This is a genomic window from Pseudomonas sp. SF2 (assembly GCF_036858055.1).
In the GTDB taxonomy this organism is placed as follows: domain Bacteria; phylum Pseudomonadota; class Gammaproteobacteria; order Pseudomonadales; family Pseudomonadaceae; genus Aquipseudomonas.
On sequence record NZ_JAMBDI010000009.1, the window covers coordinates 1 to 21,719 of the forward strand.

Below are 21,719 nucleotides of genomic sequence, written 5' to 3' on the forward strand. Positions count from 1 at the left end.
ATGTGGGAGCGGGCTTGCCCCGCGAAGCGCCGCGCGGGCGGCGCTCGATATCACAGGCGCAGAAAATTTTGTGGCGAACACGTGTCAGCCCAACCCCAGCCCCCATAAAAAAAGGAGAGCCGAAGCTCTCCCTTTTCTTCAACAACCCTCAGCCTCAGCTTCAGCCAATGGTCATCAAGCTGGCATTACCACCGGCAGCAGCAGTGTTCACACTCACTGCCCGCTCGATCACCAGACGCTCCAGCGCAATCTGATGATCCCCGCTGGACAGCCCGTGCACGCCCACGATCGCACCGGCACGCTTGGCCACCTGCTGGCACACGCCGCGCAGCTGGTCCGAGTCGCCATGATGGATCACGGCGTCGAACGCCACTTCATCCTTGTTCCAGTCCGCCACCAGCTTGACCTTGGCCTGCAGCTCACGCGGCAGGCGGGCACGCAGGGCCTTGCCCGGCTCGCCGTCAGCCCATACCGCCGAGCTGCCAACCGCCAGCACTGCGGCGAACTGCGCCAGCAGGTCGGCCTCGTTGTCGGCCAGGCACAGCACGTGCTCACGCGGCAGGATGGTGTAGCTGTTGCGCTCGCCGGTCGGGCCTGGCAGCAGGCGGGCGATGCCGCTTTGCGACTGACTGGCGAACTGGCTGCACAGCGCGGCCAGGTCGGCCAACTGGTTGCTCTCGGCCCAGGCCTTCAAACCGTGCAGCGGCTTGATCAACTGCTCGTGCAGGGCGCGGTCAGGCTTGCCTTCGCCGTCCTGCTGCTGGAAGTGGCGGCCAATCGCGTCGGCCGGGCGAGTCGACAGCAGGCGGTACAGGTACAGCGGGCCGCCGGCTTTCGGGCCAGTGCCGGACAGGCCTTCACCACCGAACGGCTGCACACCCACCACCGCACCGACGATGTTGCGGTTGACGTACATGTTGCCGGCGTTGGCGGTTTCCACCACCTTGGCGATGGTCTCGTCGATGCGGGTGTGCACGCCGAGGGTCAGGCCATAGCCGGAGTTGTTGATCTGCTCGATCAGCTGGTCCAGGTTGCGGCGGTTGTAGCGCACCACGTGCAGCACCGGGCCGAAGATTTCACGCTTCAGCTCGTCGAAGCTTTCCAGCTCGATCAGGGTCGGCATGACGAAGGTGCCACGCTTGATCTCGGCAGCATCGGCAATGGCCACCTGATAGACCGAACGGCCTTTCTCGCGCATGCCCTGGATGTGCTTCTCGATACCGGCCTTGGCTTCGGCGTCGATTACCGGGCCAATGTCCACGGCCAGGCGGTCCGGGCTGCCCAGGCGGCTTTCGGCCATGGCGCCCTTGAGCATTTCGATCACGCGGTCGGCGGAGTCTTCCTGCAGGCACAGCACGCGCAGGGCCGAGCAACGCTGGCCGGCACTGTCGAAGGCCGAGGACACCACGTCGATCACTACCTGCTCGGTCAGTGCCGAGGAGTCGACGATCATCGCGTTCTGGCCGCCGGTTTCGGCGATCAGCGGGATCGGGCGGCCCTGGTTGTCCAGGCGGCCGGCGACGTTGCGCTGCAGCAGGCGGGCCACTTCGGTGGAACCGGTGAACATCACGCCTTTGACGCGCTCGTCACCGACCAGGCCGGCACCGACGGTTTCACCGCGGCCTGGCAGCAGCTGCAGCACGCCTTCCGGAATACCGGCTTCCAGCAGCAGGCGCACGGCCTGGGCGGCGATCAGCGGGGTTTGCTCGGCCGGCTTGGCCAGTACCGGGTTGCCGGCGGCGAGCGCTGCGGCCACCTGGCCGGTGAAGATCGCCAGCGGGAAGTTCCACGGGCTGATGCACACCACCGGGCCCAGCGGGCGGTGGGCGTCGTTGCTGAAGTCGTTGCGTGCCTGCACCGCGTAGTAGCGCAGGAAGTCCACGGCTTCACGCACTTCGGCGATGGCGTTGGCGAAGGTCTTGCCGGCTTCGCGGATCAGCAGGCCCATCAGCGGCTGGATTTCGGCCTCCATCAGGTCGGCGGTGCGCTCCAGAATGGCAGCGCGTTCGGCCGGCGGGGTGGCCTGCCAGATCGGTGCGGCATTCAGTGCGCACTGGATGGCATTGTCGACGTCGGCGACAGTGGCTTCCTGAACATGGCCGACCACGTCGCGGTGGTCCGCCGGGTTCAGCACCGGCGCAGCAGCGCCTTCGCTGGCGGCGCAGGCCAGCAGCGGGGCGGCTTTCCAGTCGTTGTGGGCGGTGGCCAGCATGGCGCAGGACAGCGACGCCAGGCGGTGTTCGTTGGCCATGTCGATGCCGGCCGAGTTGGCCCGCTCGCTGCCATACAGTTCACGCGGCAGCGGGATACGTGGGTGCGGCAGGCCGATGCTGCCTTCCTGGGTGCCCATGCGCTCGATGCTGGCGACCGGGTCGGCGACCAGTTCCTGGATGGAGATCGAGTGGTCGGCGATGCGGTTGACGAACGAGGTGTTGGCGCCGTTTTCCAGCAGGCGACGCACCAGGTAGGCCAGCAGCGTTTCGTGGGTGCCGACCGGTGCATAGACGCGGCACGGGCGGTTCAGCTTGCCTTCGGAAATTTTCCCGACCACCTGCTCGTACAGCGGCTCGCCCATGCCGTGCAGGCACTGGAACTCGTACTGGCCCGGGTAATAGTTCTGCCCGGCAATGTGGTAGATGGCCGACAGGGTGTGGGCGTTGTGGGTGGCGAACTGCGGGTAGATGGCTTCTGGCACGGCCAGCAGCTTGCGGGCGCAGGCGACGTAGGACACGTCGGTGTACACCTTGCGGGTGTAGACCGGGTAGCCTTCCAGGCCTTCGACCTGGGCGCGCTTGATCTCGCTGTCCCAGTAGGCGCCTTTCACCAGGCGGATCATCAGGCGGTGGCGGCTGCGCTTGGCCAGGTCGATGACGTAGTCGATCACGTACGGGCAGCGCTTCTGGTAGGCCTGGATAACGAAGCCGATACCGTTCCAGCCGGCCAGCGAAGGCTCGAAGCACAGGCGCTCGAGCAGGTCGAGCGACAGCTCCAGGCGATCGGCTTCTTCGGCGTCGATGTTCAGGCCGATGTCGTACTGCTTGGCCAGCAGGGTCAGCGACAGCAGGCGCGGGTACAGCTCTTCCATCACGCGCTCGTACTGGGCGCGGCTGTAGCGCGGGTGCAGCGCAGACAGCTTGATCGAGATGCCCGGGCCTTCATAGATGCCACGGCCATGGGAGGCCTTGCCGATCGAATGGATGGCCTGCTCGTAGGACGCCAGGTACTTCTGTGCGTCGTGCTCGGTCAGTGCGGCTTCGCCGAGCATGTCGTAGGAATAGCGGAAGCCCTTGGACTCGAAGCGGCTGGCGTTGGCCAGCGCTTCGGCGATGGTTTCGCCGGTGACGAACTGCTCGCCCATCAGGCGCATGGCCATGTCGACGCCCTTGCGGATCATCGGCTCGCCGCTCTTGCCGATGATGCGGGTGAGCGAGGAGGTGAGGCCGGATTCGTTGTGGGTGGACACCAGCTTGCCGGTCAACAGCAGGCCCCAGGTGGCGGCGTTGACGAACAGCGACGGGCTGTTGCCCAGGTGTGGCTGCCAGTTGCCGGTACTGATCTTGTCGCGAATCAGTGCGTCACGGGTGCCCTTGTCGGGGATGCGCAGCAGGGCTTCGGCCAGGCACATCAGTGCCACGCCTTCCTGGGACGACAGCGAGAACTCCTGCAGCAGGCCCTGGACGATGCCGGCACGGCCACCAGCGCTCTTCTGGTTGCGCAGTTTTTCGGCGAGGCCGGCGGCCATCTTGTTGGTCGCTTCGGCCAGCGGGGCGCTCAGGCGCGCCTGCTCCAGCAGCATCGGTACCACTTCCTGCTCGGGGCGGCGGTAGGCGGCGGTGATCGCCGAGCGCAGTACCGACTGCGGCAGGATGCTCTCGGCGAACTCGAGGAAGCACTGGTGGCTGTGGTCGGCTTGGACTTCACCGGCGTCGTCGGCCAGGCTGCTGGCATGGCCGTTGAGTTCGGTCAGGGTGGCACCACCCTCGAGCTTCTCCAGATAGTTGAAGATCGCTTGCTTGATCAACCAGTGCGGCGTGCGGTCAATCGACTGCGCAGCTGCCTTGAGTCGCTCACGGGTCGGGTCATCGAGTTTGACCCCAAGGGTGGTCGTCGCCATTTCTTATCCTCGTTATTGCCACGGTTGTGGCCTAAGCTGGCGCCAAGAGTAGCTGTAGGACAATTCGGGTGCAACCAGGTGCAACCCGAATTTTTCGTGGAAAAGGTGCAACTCGTCCGACAGATATTTCCACACCTTGGAAAGGGTCGTTTTTGGTGCGTTTTCTTCTGAAAAACGACCTTGTTGCTCCAAAAGTGGAGCAAAAAAGCGGCTTTGACTAAAAATGCACGAGCAGGTGCAACTTGCAAATGAAAAATGGTTGCACCCGCTTTGCGTTGTTGCATAGGATTCGCCGCCTGGGTGCAACCGCAATGGCTGCGGTTGTGCATGACATAAAAACAAACGCCAGGGCACACGCATGGGCAATCCACTAACGATCACTTTCGTGATCTATATCGCGGCAATGGTGCTGATCGGCTTCGCCGCCTATCGCTCCACCAAGAACCTTTCCGACTACATCCTCGGCGGTCGCAGCCTGGGTAGCGTGGTTACCGCGCTTTCCGCCGGCGCTTCCGACATGAGCGGCTGGCTGCTGATGGGCCTGCCGGGCGCGATCTACTTCTCCGGCCTGTCCGAAGCCTGGATTGCCATCGGCCTGACCGTCGGCGCCTACCTGAACTGGCTGTTCGTCGCTGGCCGTCTGCGCGTGCAGACCGAGCACAACGGCGATGCACTGACCCTGCCGGACTACTTCTCCAGCCGCTTCGAAGACAACAGCGGCGTGTTGCGGATCATCTCGGCCATCGTGATCCTGGTGTTCTTCACCATCTACTGCGCTTCCGGCATCGTTGCCGGTGCCCGCCTGTTCGAGAGCACCTTCGGCATGCCGTACGAAACCGCCCTGTGGGCCGGTGCCGCAGCGACCATCGCCTACACCTTCGTCGGTGGTTTCCTGGCAGTGAGCTGGACCGACACCGTGCAGGCTTCGCTGATGATCTTTGCGCTGATCCTCACCCCGGTGATCGTGCTGATCTCCACTGGCGGCTTCGACACCACCTTCGCTGCCATCGATGCGGCGAACCCGGCCAACTTCGACATGCTCAAGGGCGCCACCTTCATCGGCATCATCTCGCTGATGGGCTGGGGCCTGGGCTACTTCGGCCAGCCGCACATCCTGGCGCGCTTCATGGCTGCCGACTCGGTGAAATCGATCGCCAACGCCCGTCGCATCTCCATGACCTGGATGATCCTGTGTCTGGCCGGTACCTGCGCCGTGGGCTTCTTCGGCATCGCCTACTTCTCGGCACACCCTGAGCTGGCGGGCCCGGTCACCGAGAACCACGAACGCGTGTTCATCGAGCTGGCCAAGATCCTGTTCAACCCGTGGATTGCCGGTGTGCTGCTGTCGGCCATCCTGGCGGCGGTGATGAGCACCCTGAGCTGCCAGCTGCTGGTGTGCTCCAGCGCCCTGACCGAAGACTTCTACAAGTCCTTCCTGCGCAAGAACGCTTCGCAGGTCGAGCTGGTGTGGGTCGGCCGCCTGATGGTGCTGGCCGTCGCCCTGATCGCCATTGCGATGGCCGCCAACCCGGAAAACCGCGTGCTGGGCCTGGTGGCTTACGCCTGGGCCGGCTTTGGTGCTGCCTTCGGTCCGGTGGTGCTGATTTCGGTGCTGTGGAAAGGCATGACACGTAACGGCGCGCTGGCCGGTATCGTGGTGGGTGCGCTGACCGTGATCCTGTGGAAGAACTTCGACACCCTCGGGCTGTACGAAATCATCCCGGGCTTCCTGTTCGCCAGCATCGCCATCATCGTGGTGAGCAAGCTGGGCAGCCCGTCGCAGGCAATGGTCAAGCGCTTCGAGACTGCTGATGCGGCGTATCACGCTGACAAGTAATACCCGTTGAGTCGGCGGCGCCTGCTTCGCGGGTGAACCCGCTCCCACAGGAATTGCGCAGAACTCAAATTCTGTGAGGTGCCTGTGGGAGCGGGTTTAGCCGCGAAGAAGCCGCCGCCGATCAGCAGCCAGGCCTGACTCCGCCTGCAAGGCAAGGTAAACTTGCCACCCCCGCAGGAGTTGCCATGAACTATCGTCACGCCTTCCACGCCGGCAACCACGCCGACGTCCTCAAACACATCGTGCTGACCCGCCTCATCGCCCTGATGTCGCGCAAGGAACAGCCGTTCGCCTACATCGATACCCACGCAGGGCTTGGCCTGTACGATCTGCAAGGCGACCAGGCAACCCGCACCGGCGAGTACCTGGAAGGTGTCGCCCGCCTGTGGAATCGCGATGACCTGCCGGCCATGGCTGACGACTATCTGCGTATCATCAAACGCCTGAATGCCGATGGCGAGCTGCGCTATTACCCCGGTTCGCCCGAGCTGGCCCGCCGCCTGATGCGTCAGCAGGACCGCGCCCTGCTCAACGAGAAGCACCCCGAAGACGGGCCGCTGCTCAAAGAGAACATGAAGAAAGACCCGCGCGTGGTCGTGCACCTGGGTGAAGGCTGGCATGTGCCGCGGGCCTTGCTGCCCGTGCAGGAAAAGCGCGCGATCATGCTGATCGACCCGCCGTTCGAGCAAGCTGATGAGCTGAAGCGCTGCACCACGGCGATGAAAGAAGCGATCGGCCGCATGCGCCAGACCGTCGCGGCCATCTGGTATCCGATCAAGGACCAGCGTTCGCTGACCCGCTTCTACCAGGACCTGACCAGCACCGGCGCGCCGAAGCTGCTGCGGGTCGAGTTGTATGTGCATCACCAGGACAGCCCGCAGGGGCTCAATGGCTCCGGCCTGGCCATCGCCAACCCGCCGTGGGGGCTGGAGGACGAGCTCAAGGAGCTGCTGCCATGGCTGGCCAAGGAGCTGGCGCAGACCGCCGGCAGCTTCCGTATGGACTGGCTGATCGCCGAATAAGCAGTTGCCTTGGGGCATCTGTGGGAGCAGGCGCTGCGGTGCATGGCACCGGCTTTGCCGGTGTTCGCGGGCACGCCCGCTCCCACAGGTTAATGCAGTGCCTATCCTGATGTTTGCGTTATAATCCCGCCCTTTAGCCGCCACCCGCCCAAGAGGCCGCTGGCGCATTTCTACCGAATGAAGAGGCTAATCCCTTGGCATTGACGATTCTTGGCCTGTCCGGCGCCCTTAGCCATGACCCTTCCGCGGCCTTGTACATTGACGGCAAGCTGATTGCCGCCGCCGAAGAAGAGCGCTTCGTGCGTGACAAGCATGCGAAGAACCGCATGCCCTACGAGTCGGCGAAGTTCTGCCTGGAACAGGCAGGCATCAAGCCATCCGACGTCGACGTGGTAGCCATCCCGTTCGCCCCGATCAGCCTGTTCGGCAAGGCGCGCTGGCACTATGCCAAGCGCTACTGGTACGCCCCGGACCGCGCCCTCGACGCTATCCTGATGGGCAACCGTCGCTACAAGCGCTACCGCAAGAAGATTGTCTGGTGCCTGGAGCAACTGGGCTTCGACCCGAAAAAGGTCAAGATCGAGCCGGTCGAGCACCACCTGGCCCACGCCTCCAGCGCCTACCACTGCTCGGGCTTCAAGGAAAAAACCGCAATCCTTGGCATCGACGGCAAGGGCGAATACGCCACCACCTTCTTTGGCTATGGCGAAAACGGCAAGATCCACAAGATCAAGGAATTCTTCGACCCGGACTCGCTGGGCGGCCTGTACGGCGCAATCACCGAGTTCCTCGGCTTCGAGATGCTCGACGGCGAGTTCAAGGTCATGGGCATGGCGCCGTATGGCGACGCCAGCAAGTACGACTTCTCGCGCCTGGCCAGCTTCGAAAATGGCGAACTGGTGATTAACACCGAATACGCCAACGTCATCGGCCTGCGCCGCTATAAAGAGAAGGGCAAGGGCTTCTACTTCTCGCCGAAGCTGATCGAATGGCTGGGCCCCAAGCGCGAAGGCGATATCGCCGACGAGCCGTACATCCATTACGCGGCCAGCATGCAGGCGCTGTTCGAGAAAATCGCCCTGCAGATGATCGACTACTATCTGGGCGACACCCTGCGTGAAACCGGCAAGCTGGCCTTTGCCGGCGGTTGCGCGCTGAACGTCAAGCTCAACCAGAAGATCATCGCCCGCCCAGACCTGAAAGAGCTGTTCGTGCAGCCGGCTTCTGGTGACGCGGGTACCGCCGTGGGTGCTGCCGCCTACGTTTCCCACGCCCGTGGCGTGCCGGTCGAGAAGATGGAACACGTCTACCTCGGCCCGTCGTACTCCAACGAAGACGTGATCGCTGCCTGCGCCCGTCACCCGAACGCGCCAAAGTGGCGCAAGCTCGACGATATGCCGCAGCGCATCGCCAAAATCATGGTCGATGGCAACCCGGTGGCCTGGTTCCAGGGCCGCATGGAATTTGGTCCGCGCGCCCTGGGCGGCCGTTCGATCATCGGCTGCCCGAGCGTGCCGGGCGTGGCCGACCGCATCAACGAGCAGATCAAGTTCCGCGAACGCTGGAGACCTTTCTGCCCGTCGATGCTCGACACCGTCGCCCCGCAGATGATCAAGGTCGACCACCCGGCGCCGTTCATGACCTTCACCTTCGAAGTGGCTGAAGAGTGGAAGACCCGCGTGCCGGAAGTGGTCCACGAGGACGGCACTTCGCGTGCCCAGGTGCTCAAGCGCGAGTACAACCCGCGCTACTACGACATGATGAAGGCGCTGGAAGACCTGACCGGCAACGGCGTGTCGCTGAACACCTCGCTGAACCGCCGTGGTGAACCGATGATCTGCTCGCCGACCGACGCCCTGAACATGTTCTTCGGCTCGGACCTGCAGTACCTGATCATGGAAGACATCCTGGTTGTGAAGGACGGCGCGGCCCCGTATGACCAGCCGCTCTGAACCGCGCATCCTGCAGTTCTGCCATGGCTATGACGGGCCGTTCCTGGACTGCGCCCGTCAGTACGCCAGCCTGTTCCAGGGGCGTGGCTACCAGGTCACCACGGTGTTTCTCACCGGCGCAGCCGACCCGCAGGTAGCGGCCGGCTGCGCGTCGGACGAGGTGCTGTTCCTGGAGTTCAGCTCCAAGGCCGTACGCGGCCTGAAGCTCGGCGCCATCCGTGCATTGCGGCGGATCGCGGCCGAGCGCAATTTCGCCTTCTGCATTGCCCATCGCTTCAAGCCGATCTACGTGGCGTTGCTGGGCACCGGCTTGCCGGTGATCGGTGTGCACCATGCCTTCGGTGACTACGAGCGCAAGGGGCGACGCATCTTCGCCAACCTGTTCAGCAAACGCCTGAGCCTGCTGGGCGTGTCGGACGCCGTGCGTGACGACATGCGCCGCTGCCTGCCGCAGTGGCCGGCAGAGCGTATCCAGACCCTGTACAACCGCATCGACATCGACGCCCTGCAAGCGGCCCTGGTGCCGCGCGCCGAGGCGCGCCAGGCCTTGGGCCTGGATGCGCAGGCGTGGATTGTCGGTAACGTCGGGCGCCTGCACCCGGACAAGGACCAGGCTACCCTGCTGCGTGGTTTTGCCGAAGCACTACCGGGGCTGCCGGCCGGTGCCCGCCTGGCGATCCTCGGCAAGGGCCGCCTGGAAGCCAGGCTCAAGGACCTGGCCGCCGAGCTGGGCATTGCCGGGCAAGTGGACTTCCTTGGCCAGGTGCCGGATGCGCGTCGTTACTTCCAGGCGTTCGACGTGTTCGCCCTGAGCTCCGACCATGAGCCGTTCGGCATGGTCCTGCTTGAAGCCATGGTTGCCGGTGTACCCGTGCTGGCCACGGCTTGTGGCGGTGCCCGTGAAGTGGTCGAGGGTGTTGGCGTGCTGTTCCCGCTGGGCGATGCCGGGCAACTGGCCCAAGGCCTGAAGCACATGGCCGTGCTCGATGGGCAGCAGCGCCAGGCCTGTGCCGGGCACATGCTGCAGCGCCTGCATGAACGCTTCTCCGACCAGGCGGTGCGCGAGGCCTTCTGGCAGCTGCCGCAGGTCCGTGCGCTGGTGGGGAAGGCCTGATGCTCAACCGTATCCAGGCCTTCCGCGAGCGCGGTTGGCAAGTGATCGATGCCAAGGCCTACGCCGAGGCATGGGCCCGCTTTGGCGGCAGTGTCGCCACCCATCCTCTGGTGGTCGAGCAGCTTGCGGATCTGGCGCAGATCCCGGTGCGTTACCTGGGCTGGCACCAGGCCGGTGAGCTGAAGGCCGCCATCCCCACCTGGGGGCGCCACCTTGCGCTGTCCAAGGACGTGCTCAAGCGTGCCGGCAAAAAGGCGCTGTTCGACCTGGGTAACGCCGAGATCATCCTGCCGGCGGCGGCCGATGCCGCCGCGCCGTTGCGCCATGCCGCGCGCTACCTGTCCGAACTGAACCAGGGCCGCTTCAGTGGCCTCAAGGTGCAGAAGGAACAGCTGGCCATGGCTCGCGCCCACGAAGACCTGTCGAAGAAGTTCCGCTACAACCAGCGCCGCGAGCTTCGCCTGCTGGAAGAGGCGGGCGGTGTGGTGCGCCCGATCAGCGACTTCAGCGCGCAGGAAATCGCCAGCATGTACTGCGACTTGTTCCAGCGCCGCTGGGGCTTCCCGGCCACCGGTGCCGAGCGCATGGCCGAGGTGCTCGAGCGCCTGCGCGCGCTGCTGATCGGTTCGGTCCTGCTGCTGGACGGCAAGCCGATCGCCATCCAGCTGGTATACCGTGTCGAAGCGCCGGAATGGGTCAGCGTCGAGTACATCAATGGCGGTGTCGACCCTGAAACCAAGGCCTTCAGCCCCGGCAGCGTGCTGAGCTTCCTCAATACCCAGGCCGCCTGGGAAGACGCCCGTGCGCGCAACAAGCCGCTGCGGTTCTCGTTCGGCCGTGCCGACCGCGAGTACAAGGACCGCTGGTGCAACCCCGTGCCGGTGTATCAGGCGTGAGCCGCAAGCAGCAGTTGCTCAAGCGCCACCGGCGCAACAAGCGCCTGGGCCTGCTGGCGGGCCTGGTCGCGCTGGTGGCCTTGGGTGTGCTCAGCTGGTGGTGGTTGCCACTGTTGCTGTTGCCGCTGCTGTGGGCGGCCCATGAAGCCTGGTTTGCCGACCACCTGTTCTATGCGCCAGGCGAGGACTACGCCTACGACTTCGGCGAGCAGACCCGGCAAGCCCCTGCCAGCCTGAACGGCGGCCTGCTCAAGGCTGACTGCGCGCTGCAGGGCAACGAGACCCTGATCCTCGAGCTGCGGGTAGAAAGCCGCTGGCTTGGGCGCTTCCTCGACCCGCAGGTCGAGCTGGTGGCTGGTGAACAGACCGACCGGCAAACTTTCGAGCGCGGCGTCGATGGCGTGCGCTTCCTCAACTTGACCGGCCTTGCCGCACCGCTGCAGGCTGGCGCGTTGCGCCTGCGTGGCCGGCATTGCCGGCTGACGGGCCAGCCGCGCTTGTGGATAACTCCGGCGGTCGAGCTGCAAAAGCGCCGGGTGATGGTGATCGCGCCGCATGCCGATGATGCCGAGCTGGCCGCGTATGGCCTCTACAGCCAGGCCGATGAAACCTGGGTAGTGACCCTGACCGCTGGTGAAATCGAGGCCGAGCACTATCAGCAGATGGGCCTGGCAAAGGCCGAGGCCGCGCGCCTGAAGGGGCGCCTGCGGGCCTGGGACAGTATCGCCGTGCCACGCTGGGCCGGTGTGGCGGAGTCGCGCTGCGTGCAGCTGGGCTACTTCTGCCTGCAACTGCCTGCCATGCAGGCCGCGCCAGACCAGCCGGCCGCTTCTCGCGAGGCCGACCTCGCCGACATTCGCGTATTCCGCCGGTTCAACCCGTTCCCGCTGCCGGCCGACGGCGATGGCGCGCCGACCTGGCACAACCTGCTGGCCGACCTGCGTGCCTTGCTGGAAATGGCCAGGCCAGAGGTGCTGGTGATGCCGCACCCGCAACTCGACCCGCACCCCGACCACATCTGTGCCCAGGCAGCGGTGCTGGAAGCCTTGCAAGGCCTTGCCTGGCAGCCGCAAACCCTGCTGTGCTACGCCAACCACCTGCATGACAACGATCGCTGGCCGATGGGCGACAGTGGTGATGGCGTGGCCTTGCCGCCGCAGCTGAGCGCTGCCCAGGCCTGGGCACCCTGCAGCCTTGTGCTGGATCTGGCGACCCAGCGCGACAAGGCCATGGCCCTGGGCATGATGCACGACCTGCAGCCGCCGGCGCCGTTCAAGCGCCGCCTGCGCCGCTTGTTGCAGCGCTGGCTGGCCGGGCGGCGGCCGTCGCCTTACGGCGAGAACGAATTCTTCCGCAAGGCCGTGCGCCGACATGAACTGTTCTGGCGGCGTGAGCTGTAGCCGCGCCCCCATGGTTGACCGCGATGGCGCAGAGCGCCCAAGGAATGCAATGAAAGTCCTATTTTTGGTGCAGAAGGAACAGCGGGCGATTCTCGACCGCCTGTACGATGGCGTCGCGGCCAACTGCGAGTGCGACCTGCGCTGGCTGACCAGCGAAGACCAGCGCAATCTGCGCCGTTATTTCAAGCGTGAAGTGCAGGTCGAGCGTTATGACCGCATTGTGTTCTTCCTGCGTTTCAAGCAGGAAATCCGCCAGGCGGCGTTCATCCGCACCGTGCCGAACCTGGTCATCCTCGAGCATGATGCCTATCAGAACTACATCCCGTGCAAGTACACCGGCAAGTTCAGCGCCCATTACCGCAAGCTGCCCTGGGCGCGGGTGATCAGCTCCGGCTACATGGTCAGCGAGCGCCTGCGTCAGGAAGGTTTCGATGCCGTGTTCGTGCCCAAGGGCTACGACGAGCAGTTGCTGGCCGACCAGGGGCGTGAGCGCGACATCGAACTGGCCTTCGTCGGCAGCACCAACAGCGTGGCCTACAGTGGCCGCAAGGCGTTGCTGGACGAGCTGGGTCGGGTCGAGAACCTGGTGGTGACCCGTACCAAATCGGGTGAGGACTACTGCAACACGCTCAACCGGATCCGCTTCTTCGTCAGTGCCGACGTCGGCATGGGCGAATACATGATCAAGAACTTCGAAGCCATGGCCTGTGGCTGTGTGTTGCTGGCGTATGACCAGGGCGAGCAAGAGAACCGCGCGCTGGGCCTGCAGGACATGCACAACGTGGTGTTCTATGACAGTATCCCCACCCTTCAGGAAAAGCTCCGCCGTTTGCGTTCGGACCCTGAGCTGGCGCGGCAGATTGCAGAAAATGGCCGCCACCTGGCGGTTTCCCGTTTCAGTTTCGCGGCAGTTGGACGTAGCATCGTCGACCACATGCGCCCGGCGCTCAGGCCCCACCCACCGTTGTCTGCATGGCAGCGGCTGCGCCTGAAGCTGGGCATCTAACATAAGAACTTTCGCGCCTACGGAAAGGGTGCCGGAAGTCGATAGTCGCAATGCGGAGGGAGTCCGGTGCGCTTTTCAGGTGAGAGTGACATCACGCTTGTCGTGACCAGTTGTGGGCGGTTCGATCTGCTCAAAGATACCCTTGAGAGTTTCGATCGCTACAATACCGCGCCCATTCGCGAAGTGTTCATCACCGAAGATTCCGGTGACGATGCCGTGCATGCCGCTGTGCCTGAGCACTGGAAGCCGCATTGCAAGGTGTTCGTCAACCGGCCCAAGCTGGGCCAACTGCCGTCTATCGACCTGGCCTACAGCCATGTAAAGACGCCCTACATCTTTCACTGCGAGGACGACTGGCACTTCTATCGCCAGAGCTTCGTCGAAGACTCCCGGGCCATCCTGGAGGTCAGCCCCAACCTGTTGCAGGTCTGGCTGCGCAGCCATGCCCATGACCTGGCCATCCACAGCCCGTACATCCACCTGGGCGATCGCCAGGTGATCGCTGGCGTCCCTTGCTACCCGCTGCTGTCCGACAAGGCCGAGTGGCAGGCTTTTTCGCTCAACCCCGGGCTGCGTCGCTTGAGCGATTACCAGCGTTGCGCGCCATTTGCCGCCTATGCTGGAGAGAAGGCACTTTCCCGACGCTACGCTGAGTTGAACCTGACAGCGGTCACCTTGGAGGGTGATGCAGTATTACATACTGGATTCGGTAATCACGTGACCTTGCCCATCGAAGTGGAGCGCAAGGCCAAACGTCGTAAACGTGATCGGATCAAGTTGGCATTGACGCTCGTGGCGGGTGCCGTGATTGGCATGGGAATCACCATTTTTGTTCAATGAAGTCGCTGCCCCACCTGGCATGAGCGGGAGAGGGCCCATGAACATCGTCAATATGATGTGGGCGGGTGGAACGCCGTACATGTCCATCCACAAGGTGCATCGGCAGGTGCTGTCGCACGCGGGGGCCGATGCCCGGATTACCAACTGGCTGCTGCTGGGTAGTGGGCTCTGCTGTGGGCTTGGTGCGACCCGGGAGTGGCACATGCCGTCACGGGCGCTGAAAGGGCGGCATTTCTGGCGCCTGTTGCGCCCATGGTTGCGCATGCGCTTGCGCAAGGCGCTGAACGAGGCCCAGGCTGAAGTCGTGCTGCTCGACGGTGTCGGTGTGGCGCGGCTGGTGTTGCCGTTGTTGGAGCAGGTTCCGCAGGTGCGTGCCAAGGTGCTGTTTCACGGCAAGACGCGCCTGAGTGACAGTGATGTTCGCCTGCTGCGCATGTTCCCGGCCGAGCGGCTGAGCATTGCCGCCGTTTCGCAGACACTTGCCGCGTCCATCGAACACGACCTGGGCAGGCCGGTGCAGACCTTGCGCATGGCCCTTGACCCGCGGGCATTCGCCGAGCCGTTGTTGAGTCGAGGAGCGGCCAGGCAGGCCCTGCAGTTGCCACAGGTAAATGGGGTGATGCTGGGCGCGGTCGGGCGGTTGGTGGAGAGCAAGGGCTTCGAAATGCTGATCGAGGCATTCGCCAAGGCCAGTGCGCGCCAGCCGGACATGCAATTGGCCATCATCGGCGAAGGCCCCCTGCGTGCGGTGCTGCAGGCCCGTATCGACGCGCTGGGCCTGGCCGGGCGTGTTCACCTGAGCGGTCACCGCGACGACCTGCAGCAGCTGTACCGGGCATTCGACTGGCTATTGGTGCCCTCGCGCTCCGAAGGCCTGGGGCTGGTGGTACAGGAGGCGGTCATGGCCGACGTACCGGTGCTGTGCAGCGACCTGCAGGTGTTTCGCGAGCAGTTGCAGGACACCGGTGGCTACCTGCCCGTTGCCAATGAAAATGCCTGGGCCGAGGCGATCGAGCGTTGCACGGCGCTCAGTGCCCCGGCGGTAGCCGCCCGGCAGCGCCAGGCGCTGGCCCCGGAGCAGGCCTGGCAGGCGTTCTGCAACGGCTCGCAGAGCCTGCTGCGCAGCTGACGCTCAGCGCGCCAGCAGGGCCGCCTCGAAGTCGGCAAGGGGGAACCGGTCGCCCAGGTTCTCCCGTTCGATATAACGCACCATGTGCTGCACATTGCGCCGAATCATGCGCGCCGACAGCGGCGGGCGCAGGAAACGCATGTCGGCCACGTCGATCAGGCCCAGTTGCTGGTCGGGGGTGACCACCACATTTCCCAGGTGCAACGAGCGGAAGTACACGCCGCTGCGGTGCAACTGGCGGATCAGCTCGATGAGGCGCGGCAGATAAATACCCCAGTTGAAACCTTCATCGCGCGACATTTGCAACAAGGTGCGCCCTGGCAGCGGGCGGTACAGCACGGCAGTGCGCCCTGGCAGGTCGAGCTTGTGCTGGCTGATCACTTCCAGAGTGGGGATGCCCAGTTGTGCCAAGCGCGCGGCGTTGTCGACGAAGCGCTGCGAGTACGGGCGCAGCAGTGCAGATGAAATCAGCCGCTTCCTACGGAAAACCTTGAGGAAATTACCATCCGCAAGCAGGTAGACTTTGGCGCCATGGCTATCTGCCTCAAGCACCTGTGCGCCTTGTGTCAGCTGATCGAAGTCGACCTGGGTGAGCCGGGAGCATTGCATGAATAGAGCCTTGTCGTCTGGCGAGCAAAATGACCGGCAATAATGCCGAAAATAATGCAGTTGCACCATGGATGGTGTCTTTGATTCATCGGGGGAAAGGATGTTGTATCAAAAAAACTGGGCGCGAGCCTGGTTGGGTTTGGGGTTGGTCTGGTTCCTGGCAGCGATTGCCTTGGCACCGAGCAACAAGATTTATCAGCAAGGCCTGGTGTTGTTCCTGTGGTTGCCAACGCTGGTAATGGCGTGGTCCGCACGGCAAGTAATCGTGCAGGCCTGGCGGCGTCAGCCGGCCTTGTGGGGGAGTGTGTTGTTGCTGCTGGCTTGGAGCGGGCTCAGCCTGACCTGGTCTGCCGCGCAAGACCCGGGGCGCGAGGCCAAGCGCCTGCTCTACATCCTGCTGTTCCTGCTGGCGTTCCCGCTGCTGGCCCAGCTTGGCCTGGCCCGCATTCGTCAGCTGCTGCTGGCCGGTAGCGCCTTGCTGGCCGTGGCCGCGCTGGTTTCGGTCATTCATTTCTACGGCGTGCTGGGCATGCCGCTGGTGGCCCGCCTGGAGGGCATCGGCGAAATATCGCACCCGATCCTGGGCGCCTACGTCATCGGTTCGGCCGTGCTCTTCCTGCTTTACGAGCCGCCGCGGCAACGTGGCCTGCAGCTGTTGTGGCTGGCAGCACTGGCGTGCCTGGGGTTGTTTGCCATGCTCAGTCAGAGCCGTGGGGCGGTCCTGGCCCTGGTGCTCACCGTGCTCATGGCGCCGCTGTGGTTCCGTGACCGCCACAGCCAGGTGTTCGCCATGCTGGCGGCCATTGCCACCGGCCTGGCCTTCTATCTCGTGTACGACCTGATCGCCCAGCGCGGCTCGTCCTACCGGCCGGAAATCTTCCATGCCGTGGTCGACATGATCGCCGCGCATCCCTGGACCGGCCTTGGCCTGGGGGCTGCCTACGACGTGAGTGCAGTGGGCAAGCACTTCGACCACACCCACAACATGTTCACCCACATCGCAGTGGAGATGGGCCTGCCTGGCATGCTGCTGTGGGTCATGGTGTGGCTGTACACCCTGGGCGAAATCATCCGCGCACGCGGCACGCTGTTCGGCAAGATCCTGCTTGGCTTCTGGGTCTACTCGACCCTGGCCATGCAGTTCGATGCCGCCAGCCTCACCGGCACGCCACGTGCCGAATGGTTCATCAGCTGGCTGCCCGTGGGCCTGGCTATGTTGCTGCCATGGGGGCGTGCCGAAAATGACGCCTGTGGTAAAATTTCCGGTTCAACCTGAACAGCGAGCTTGATAATGGCCGAAACACCGCGACCGGCGGAACACACCTCCAGCCTGAAGATCTACTTCCGGCTGCTGAGCTATGTGAAACCCTATGTCGGCATTTTCCTGCTGAGCATCATCGGTTTCGTGATCTTTGCCTCGACCCAGCCGATGCTGGCGGGGATCCTGAAGTATTTCGTCGATGGGCTGAGCAACCCCGAAGCGGTGTTGTTCCCCAACGTCCCCTACCTGCGCGACCTGCAACTGCTGCAGGCGGTGCCGCTGCTGATCATCCTGATTGCCGCGTGGCAGGGCCTGGGTTCGTTCCTCGGCAACTACTTCCTGGCCAAGGTTTCCCTGTGCCTGGTGCACGACCTGCGTGTGGAACTGTTCAACAAGCTGCTGGTGCTGCCTAACCGCTACTTCGACAACCACAACTCCGGGCACCTGATTTCGCGCATCACCTTCAACGTGACCATGGTCACCGGTGCCGCCACCGATGCGATCAAGGTGGTGATCCGCGAAGGCCTGACCGTGGTGTTCCTGTTCGGCTACCTGCTGTGGATGAACTGGCACCTGACCTTGGTGATGGTCGCCATCCTGCCGCTGATCGCGGTGATGGTCAGCGTCGCCAGCAAGAAATTCCGCAAGCAGAGCAAGAAGATCCAGGTGGCCATGGGCGACGTCACCCACGTCGCTTCGGAAACCATCCAGGGCTACCGCGTGGTGCGCAGCTTCGGCGGCGAGGCCTACGAGCAGGAGCGTTTCGGCAAGGCCAGCCAGAGCAACACCGACAAGCAGCTGCACATGACCAAGACCGGCTCGCTGTACACGCCGATGCTGCAGCTGGTGATCTACACCGCCATGGCCGCGCTGATGTTCCTGGTGCTGTTCCTGCGTGGTGACTCCACTGCCGGTGATCTGGTGGCCTATATCACCGCCGCCGGCCTGTTGCCCAAGCCGATTCGTCAGCTTTCGGAGGTCAGCTCGACCATCCAGAAAGGTCTGGCCGGTGCCGAGAGCATCTTCGAGCAACTGGACGAAGCACCTGAAGTGGACAGCGGCACCGTCGAGAAGGAACGGGTGGAAGGGCGCCTGGAAGTGCGCAACCTGAGCTTCACCTACCCGGGTACCGAGCGTGAGGTGCTGAGCGATATCAGCTTCGTTGCCGAGCCGGGGCAGATGATTGCCCTGGTCGGTCGCTCCGGCAGCGGCAAGTCGACCCTGGCGGCGCTGATCCCGCGCTTCTATCACCACGACCAGGGGCAGATCCTGCTCGATGGCGTGGAGATCGAGAACTATCGCCTGCGCAACCTGCGTCGCCACGTTTCGCAGGTGACCCAGCACGTCACCCTGTTCAACGACACCGTGGCCAACAACATCGCCTATGGCGACCTGGCCGGCGCCCCGCGCGCCGACATCGAAGCCGCTGCGGCCGATGCCTACGCCAAGGAATTCGTCGATCGCCTGCCGAAAGGCTTCGATACCGAAGTGGGCGAAAACGGCGTGCTGCTCTCCGGCGGCCAGCGCCAGCGCCTGGCGATCGCCCGGGCACTGCTGAAGAACGCACCGCTGCTGATCCTCGACGAAGCCACCTCGGCGCTGGATACCGAGTCCGAGCGGCATATCCAGGCTGCCCTGGACCATGTGATGCAAGGCCGTACCACGCTGGTGATCGCCCACCGCCTGTCGACCATCGAGAAGGCCGACCAGATCCTGGTCATGGACCAGGGCCGTCTGGTCGAGCGCGGCACCCATGCCGAGCTGCTCGCGGCCAATGGCCATTATGCCCGCCTGCATGCCATGGGCCTGGATGAACCGGCCAAGGCCGATATCACCTGAACCCTCGTTGATCGGGGCCGTCGCGGCCCCGATTGTCACGGGAATTTTCCTGGGGTGATCTGGCCATAAAGCCGTCGTCTACCCTGTGCTAATATCCTGCCCCTGTTCATTATTTCCATATGGGTTGCCCATGAAGTTGTCCATGCCGCGTTTCGATCAAGCCCCGGTACTGGTGGTCGGCGATGTCATGCTCGACCGCTACTGGCATGGCGGTACTTCGCGTATCTCGCCTGAAGCGCCAGTCCCGGTGGTCAAGGTCGATCAGATCGAGGATCGCCCCGGCGGCGCGGCCAACGTTGCCTTGAACATCGCCGCCCTGGGCGCACCGGCTTCGCTGATTGGCGTCACCGGCCAGGACGAGGCCGCCGACAGCCTGGCCAACAGCCTGCAGGCTGCAGGCGTGCGCTCGGTGTTCCAGCGCATCGCGCACCAGCCGACCATCGTCAAGCTGCGGGTCATGAGCCGTCACCAGCAGTTGCTGCGCATCGATTTCGAAGAACCGTTCGCCACCGACCCGCTGTCGCTGGGTGCCGAGGTCGACAGCCTGCTCGAAGGCGTCAAGGTGCTGGTCCTGTCCGACTACGGCAAGGGCGCACTGAAAAACCACCAGAGCCTGATCCAGGCGGCGCGGGCCAAGGGCATTCCGGTGCTGGCCGACCCCAAGGGCAAGGACTTTTCCATCTACCGTGGCGCCAGCCTGATCACCCCCAACCTCAGCGAGTTCGAGACCATTGTCGGCCGCTGCGCCGATGAGGCCGAGCTGGTTGCCAAGGGCTTGCAGCTGCTGCAGGACCTGGACCTGGGCGCCTTGCTGGTGACCCGTGGCGAGCATGGCATGACCTTGCTGCGCAGCGGCCAGCCGGCGCTGCACCTGCCGGCGCGGGCGCGTGAAGTGTTCGACGTGACCGGTGCCGGTGATACCGTCATCTCCACCCTCGCGGCGGCCATTGCTGCCGGCGAGGACCTGCCCCACGCAGTGGCCCTGGCCAACCTGGCGGCGGGCATCGTGGTCGGCAAGCTGGGTACGGCTGCGATCAGCGCCCCCGAGCTGCGCCGGGCGATCCAGCGTGAGGAAGGCTCCGAGCGCGGCGTGCTGGGCCTGGAGCAGCTGCTGCTGGCCATCGATGACGCGCGGGCGCACAAGGAGAAGATCGTCTTCACCAACGGCTGCTTCGACATCCTGCATGCCGGGCATGTCACCTACCTGGAGCAGGCGCGGGCCCAGGGCGATCGCCTGATCGTCGCGGTCAACGATGATGCCTCGGTCAGCCGCCTGAAAGGGCCGGGCCGGCCGATCAACAGCGTCGACCGGCGCATGGCCGTGCTGGCCGGGCTGGGGGCGGTGGACTGGGTGATCAGCTTCCCCGAGGGCACGCCGGAGAACCTGCTGAGCCAGGTCAAGCCGGATGTGCTGGTCAAGGGTGGTGACTATGGCATCGACCAGGTGGTGGGGGCCGATATCGTCAAGTCCTATGGCGGTACCGTGAAGGTGCTGGGGCTGGTCGAGAACAGCTCGACCACGGCGATCGTCGAGAAGATTCGCAAGAACTGATGCTTTGGGGGCTGCTGTGCAGCCCTTCGCGGGCATGCCCGCTCCCACAAGTACGGCGCAGGCTTGAGCATTACACCGCTCTTGTGTGGGAGCGGGCGTGCCCGCGAAGGGCCGCATAGCGGCCCCAATCATCATTTATGCAGTGAAGTACGCGCCCGCTCCAGCAGTTCCCGCGCCTTGTCGCCAAACCGCTGCAGGTGCGATGCCCGCACCGGCTTGCTCTCCACCAGCCCCTGCTGCTTCACCCAATCCCTCCAGCGCACCCGCTCGTCCGTGACCACCCAGCCCTCCTGCCGTGCAAAACTTTCGGCCAGGTACAGCCCGCGCGTGCTCGCCGGCACCAGTTCGTCTTTCTTCACGGTATACAGCTCAGCCAGTGGCTGGCCGTCCTTCAACGGCATCAGGTACAGGTCCGGCCGTTTGCGGTTGAGCCGCGCCACCAGTTGGTCGCCCTCCAGCCGCTCATCCACGTGGAACAGGCTGAGTTTCTTGGCGTCCCGGGGTACCTGCAGGCGCATGTCATAGATCAGCTGCAGCGAGGCGGTGGGCAAGTGCACATACGCCCGTGGCCGTTCCAGCAGCATCAGCTTGCCGCAGTGCACCGGGCGCGCCGCACCGGACTCCGGGGCCAGCACGAAGTGCGGCGTTTCGCGGTAGTGCAGGGCGGCAGCGTAGGGCACCGGCAGCCAGGTGTCGTTGAAGCGCCCGCCCAGCCAGCCCTCCGGGGTTTCCAGCAGGCATTCCTCGGCCACTTCCTGCACGGCGGTGTGCAACGGCAGGTTCAGCTCCTGCGCCGGTACATAGCCGGAAATCAGTTTCAGCACCACATCGCCACGGTCTTGCCGGCGCTGACGTACCAGCACCCAGTAATCGCGGTTCTGCCAATGCAGGGTCAGCCGCACCGACACGCCCAGGTTGGCCAGTTCGACCACGAAGCGCTGCACGTCGGGCAGCTGGATGGCCTTGCGCCGCTGTTGGGTCTGGGCAAAGTTCAGCGGCATGCCGATGCTCTGGTAGATCAGCCCTTCGGGCGTGGCCTCGACATGCAGCGGCAGTGTCTTGAAGTTGCTCGGGTTCTTGCGGATCAGCGTTCGCGCCACGAGGCTCCTCCTTGCGTCGGGTCAGTCTCCAGGCCCTTGGGCCTGGGG

16 protein-coding genes are annotated in these 21,719 nt (G+C 64.2%); 12 read left to right on the forward strand and 4 right to left on the reverse strand.

Translation table 11 applies throughout. From position 1 onward, the window contains the following. Window positions 1–160 precede the first annotated feature (160 nt). Window positions 161–4,114, reverse strand: coding sequence for a trifunctional transcriptional regulator/proline dehydrogenase/L-glutamate gamma-semialdehyde dehydrogenase (gene putA / locus M2S36_RS05770; RefSeq protein ID WP_233694663.1), 3,954 nt, complete (start codon window positions 4,112–4,114; stop codon window positions 161–163). A gap of 12 nt (window positions 4,115–4,126) precedes the next feature. Further along, window positions 4,127–4,474 carry a hypothetical protein gene (locus M2S36_RS05775; RefSeq protein ID WP_207828606.1) on the reverse strand — a complete coding sequence of 116 codons (348 nt, stop codon included), beginning with the start codon at window positions 4,472–4,474 and terminating at the stop codon, window positions 4,127–4,129. On the opposite strand from M2S36_RS05775, the gene putP reads away from it, so the two are divergent. From putP to M2S36_RS05820, 9 genes are all read left to right on the forward strand, one after another. Then, window positions 4,473–5,951: a sodium/proline symporter PutP gene (gene putP, locus M2S36_RS05780; protein WP_207828616.1), complete on the forward strand. Its 1,479-nt coding sequence runs from the start codon at window positions 4,473–4,475 to the stop codon at window positions 5,949–5,951. The two genes, M2S36_RS05775 and putP, sit on opposite strands and share 2 nt — an antisense overlap. A gap of 185 nt (window positions 5,952–6,136) precedes the next feature. Continuing rightward, on the forward strand, window positions 6,137–6,973 hold the full coding sequence (locus tag M2S36_RS05785; protein ID WP_207828619.1) for a 23S rRNA (adenine(2030)-N(6))-methyltransferase RlmJ: 837 nt from the start codon (window positions 6,137–6,139) through the stop codon (window positions 6,971–6,973). Between the two features lie 194 nt (window positions 6,974–7,167). After that, entirely contained in the window at window positions 7,168–8,925 is a 1,758-nt protein-coding gene (locus tag M2S36_RS05790; protein ID WP_063911962.1) for a carbamoyltransferase family protein, read from the forward strand. Then, a complete protein-coding gene (locus M2S36_RS05795; protein WP_207828623.1) occupies window positions 8,909–10,039 on the forward strand; it encodes a glycosyltransferase in 1,131 nt (376 codons plus the stop codon). The genes M2S36_RS05790 and M2S36_RS05795 overlap by 17 nt, the downstream gene beginning before the upstream one ends. Further along, window positions 10,039–10,935 (forward strand): antimicrobial resistance protein Mig-14, encoded by an 897-nt coding sequence (locus tag M2S36_RS05800; protein ID WP_207828625.1) that lies wholly within the window; start codon window positions 10,039–10,041, stop codon window positions 10,933–10,935. The genes M2S36_RS05795 and M2S36_RS05800 overlap by 1 nt, the downstream gene beginning before the upstream one ends. Then, window positions 10,932–12,335 carry a PIG-L deacetylase family protein gene (locus tag M2S36_RS05805; protein WP_333956834.1) on the forward strand — a complete coding sequence of 468 codons (1,404 nt, stop codon included), beginning with the start codon at window positions 10,932–10,934 and terminating at the stop codon, window positions 12,333–12,335. The genes M2S36_RS05800 and M2S36_RS05805 overlap by 4 nt, the downstream gene beginning before the upstream one ends. A 49-nt stretch (window positions 12,336–12,384) precedes the next feature. Beyond that, window positions 12,385–13,341 (forward strand): glycosyltransferase family protein, encoded by a 957-nt coding sequence (locus M2S36_RS05810; RefSeq protein WP_207828627.1) that lies wholly within the window; start codon window positions 12,385–12,387, stop codon window positions 13,339–13,341. A 66-nt stretch (window positions 13,342–13,407) separates the two neighbouring features. Further along, entirely contained in the window at window positions 13,408–14,181 is a 774-nt protein-coding gene (locus tag M2S36_RS05815; RefSeq protein ID WP_207828628.1) for a glycosyltransferase family 2 protein, read from the forward strand. A 37-nt stretch (window positions 14,182–14,218) separates the two neighbouring features. Beyond that, window positions 14,219–15,310 (forward strand): glycosyltransferase, encoded by a 1,092-nt coding sequence (locus tag M2S36_RS05820; protein ID WP_207828629.1) that lies wholly within the window; start codon window positions 14,219–14,221, stop codon window positions 15,308–15,310. 3 nt (window positions 15,311–15,313) lie between these two features. Here M2S36_RS05820 and M2S36_RS05825 read toward each other — a convergent pair whose 3' ends face one another. Then, a complete protein-coding gene (locus M2S36_RS05825; protein ID WP_207828630.1) occupies window positions 15,314–15,919 on the reverse strand; it encodes a toluene tolerance protein in 606 nt (201 codons plus the stop codon). A gap of 100 nt (window positions 15,920–16,019) precedes the next feature. On the opposite strand from M2S36_RS05825, the gene M2S36_RS05830 reads away from it, so the two are divergent. The 3 genes from M2S36_RS05830 to hldE all read left to right on the forward strand — a co-directional run bounded on the left by M2S36_RS05830 (window position 16,020) and on the right by hldE (window position 20,571). After that, window positions 16,020–17,195, forward strand: coding sequence for an O-antigen ligase family protein (locus tag M2S36_RS05830; RefSeq protein WP_233694658.1), 1,176 nt, complete (start codon window positions 16,020–16,022; stop codon window positions 17,193–17,195). 15 nt (window positions 17,196–17,210) lie between these two features. Next, complete coding sequence (gene msbA, locus M2S36_RS05835) at window positions 17,211–19,019, forward strand: lipid A export permease/ATP-binding protein MsbA (RefSeq protein ID WP_233687333.1); 1,809 nt, start codon at window positions 17,211–17,213, stop codon at window positions 19,017–19,019. A 130-nt stretch (window positions 19,020–19,149) separates the two neighbouring features. After that, the gene (gene hldE, locus M2S36_RS05840; RefSeq protein WP_207828633.1) at window positions 19,150–20,571 is read left to right on the forward strand and encodes a bifunctional D-glycero-beta-D-manno-heptose-7-phosphate kinase/D-glycero-beta-D-manno-heptose 1-phosphate adenylyltransferase HldE; all 1,422 of its coding nucleotides are present in this window, start codon (window positions 19,150–19,152) and stop codon (window positions 20,569–20,571) included. A gap of 131 nt (window positions 20,572–20,702) precedes the next feature. On the opposite strand, the gene M2S36_RS05845 is transcribed toward hldE, so the two are convergent. After that, window positions 20,703–21,671 carry a metal ABC transporter ATPase gene (locus M2S36_RS05845; RefSeq protein WP_207828634.1) on the reverse strand — a complete coding sequence of 323 codons (969 nt, stop codon included), beginning with the start codon at window positions 21,669–21,671 and terminating at the stop codon, window positions 20,703–20,705. Window positions 21,672–21,719 lie beyond the last annotated feature (48 nt).

Bases quoted from the DNA above. Each gene is read 5' to 3' on its own strand.
- putP (WP_207828616.1), top strand. From the start codon at position 4,473: ATGGGCAATCCACTAACGATCACTTTCGTGATCTATATCGCGGCAATG.
- M2S36_RS05810 (WP_207828627.1), top strand. From the start codon at position 12,385: ATGAAAGTCCTATTTTTGGTGCAGAAGGAACAGCGGGCGATTCTCGAC.
- M2S36_RS05800 (WP_207828625.1), top strand. From the start codon at position 10,039: ATGCTCAACCGTATCCAGGCCTTCCGCGAGCGCGGTTGGCAAGTGATC.
- M2S36_RS05795 (WP_207828623.1), top strand. From the start codon at position 8,909: ATGACCAGCCGCTCTGAACCGCGCATCCTGCAGTTCTGCCATGGCTAT.
- msbA (WP_233687333.1), top strand. From the start codon at position 17,211: ATGGCCGAAACACCGCGACCGGCGGAACACACCTCCAGCCTGAAGATC.
- M2S36_RS05825 (WP_207828630.1), bottom strand. From the start codon at position 15,919: ATGCAATGCTCCCGGCTCACCCAGGTCGACTTCGATCAGCTGACACAA.
- M2S36_RS05830 (WP_233694658.1), top strand. From the start codon at position 16,020: ATGTTGTATCAAAAAAACTGGGCGCGAGCCTGGTTGGGTTTGGGGTTG.
- M2S36_RS05775 (WP_207828606.1), bottom strand. From the start codon at position 4,474: ATGCGTGTGCCCTGGCGTTTGTTTTTATGTCATGCACAACCGCAGCCA.
- M2S36_RS05820 (WP_207828629.1), top strand. From the start codon at position 14,219: ATGAACATCGTCAATATGATGTGGGCGGGTGGAACGCCGTACATGTCC.
- hldE (WP_207828633.1), top strand. From the start codon at position 19,150: ATGAAGTTGTCCATGCCGCGTTTCGATCAAGCCCCGGTACTGGTGGTC.
- putA (WP_233694663.1), bottom strand. From the start codon at position 4,114: ATGGCGACGACCACCCTTGGGGTCAAACTCGATGACCCGACCCGTGAG.
- M2S36_RS05785 (WP_207828619.1), top strand. From the start codon at position 6,137: ATGAACTATCGTCACGCCTTCCACGCCGGCAACCACGCCGACGTCCTC.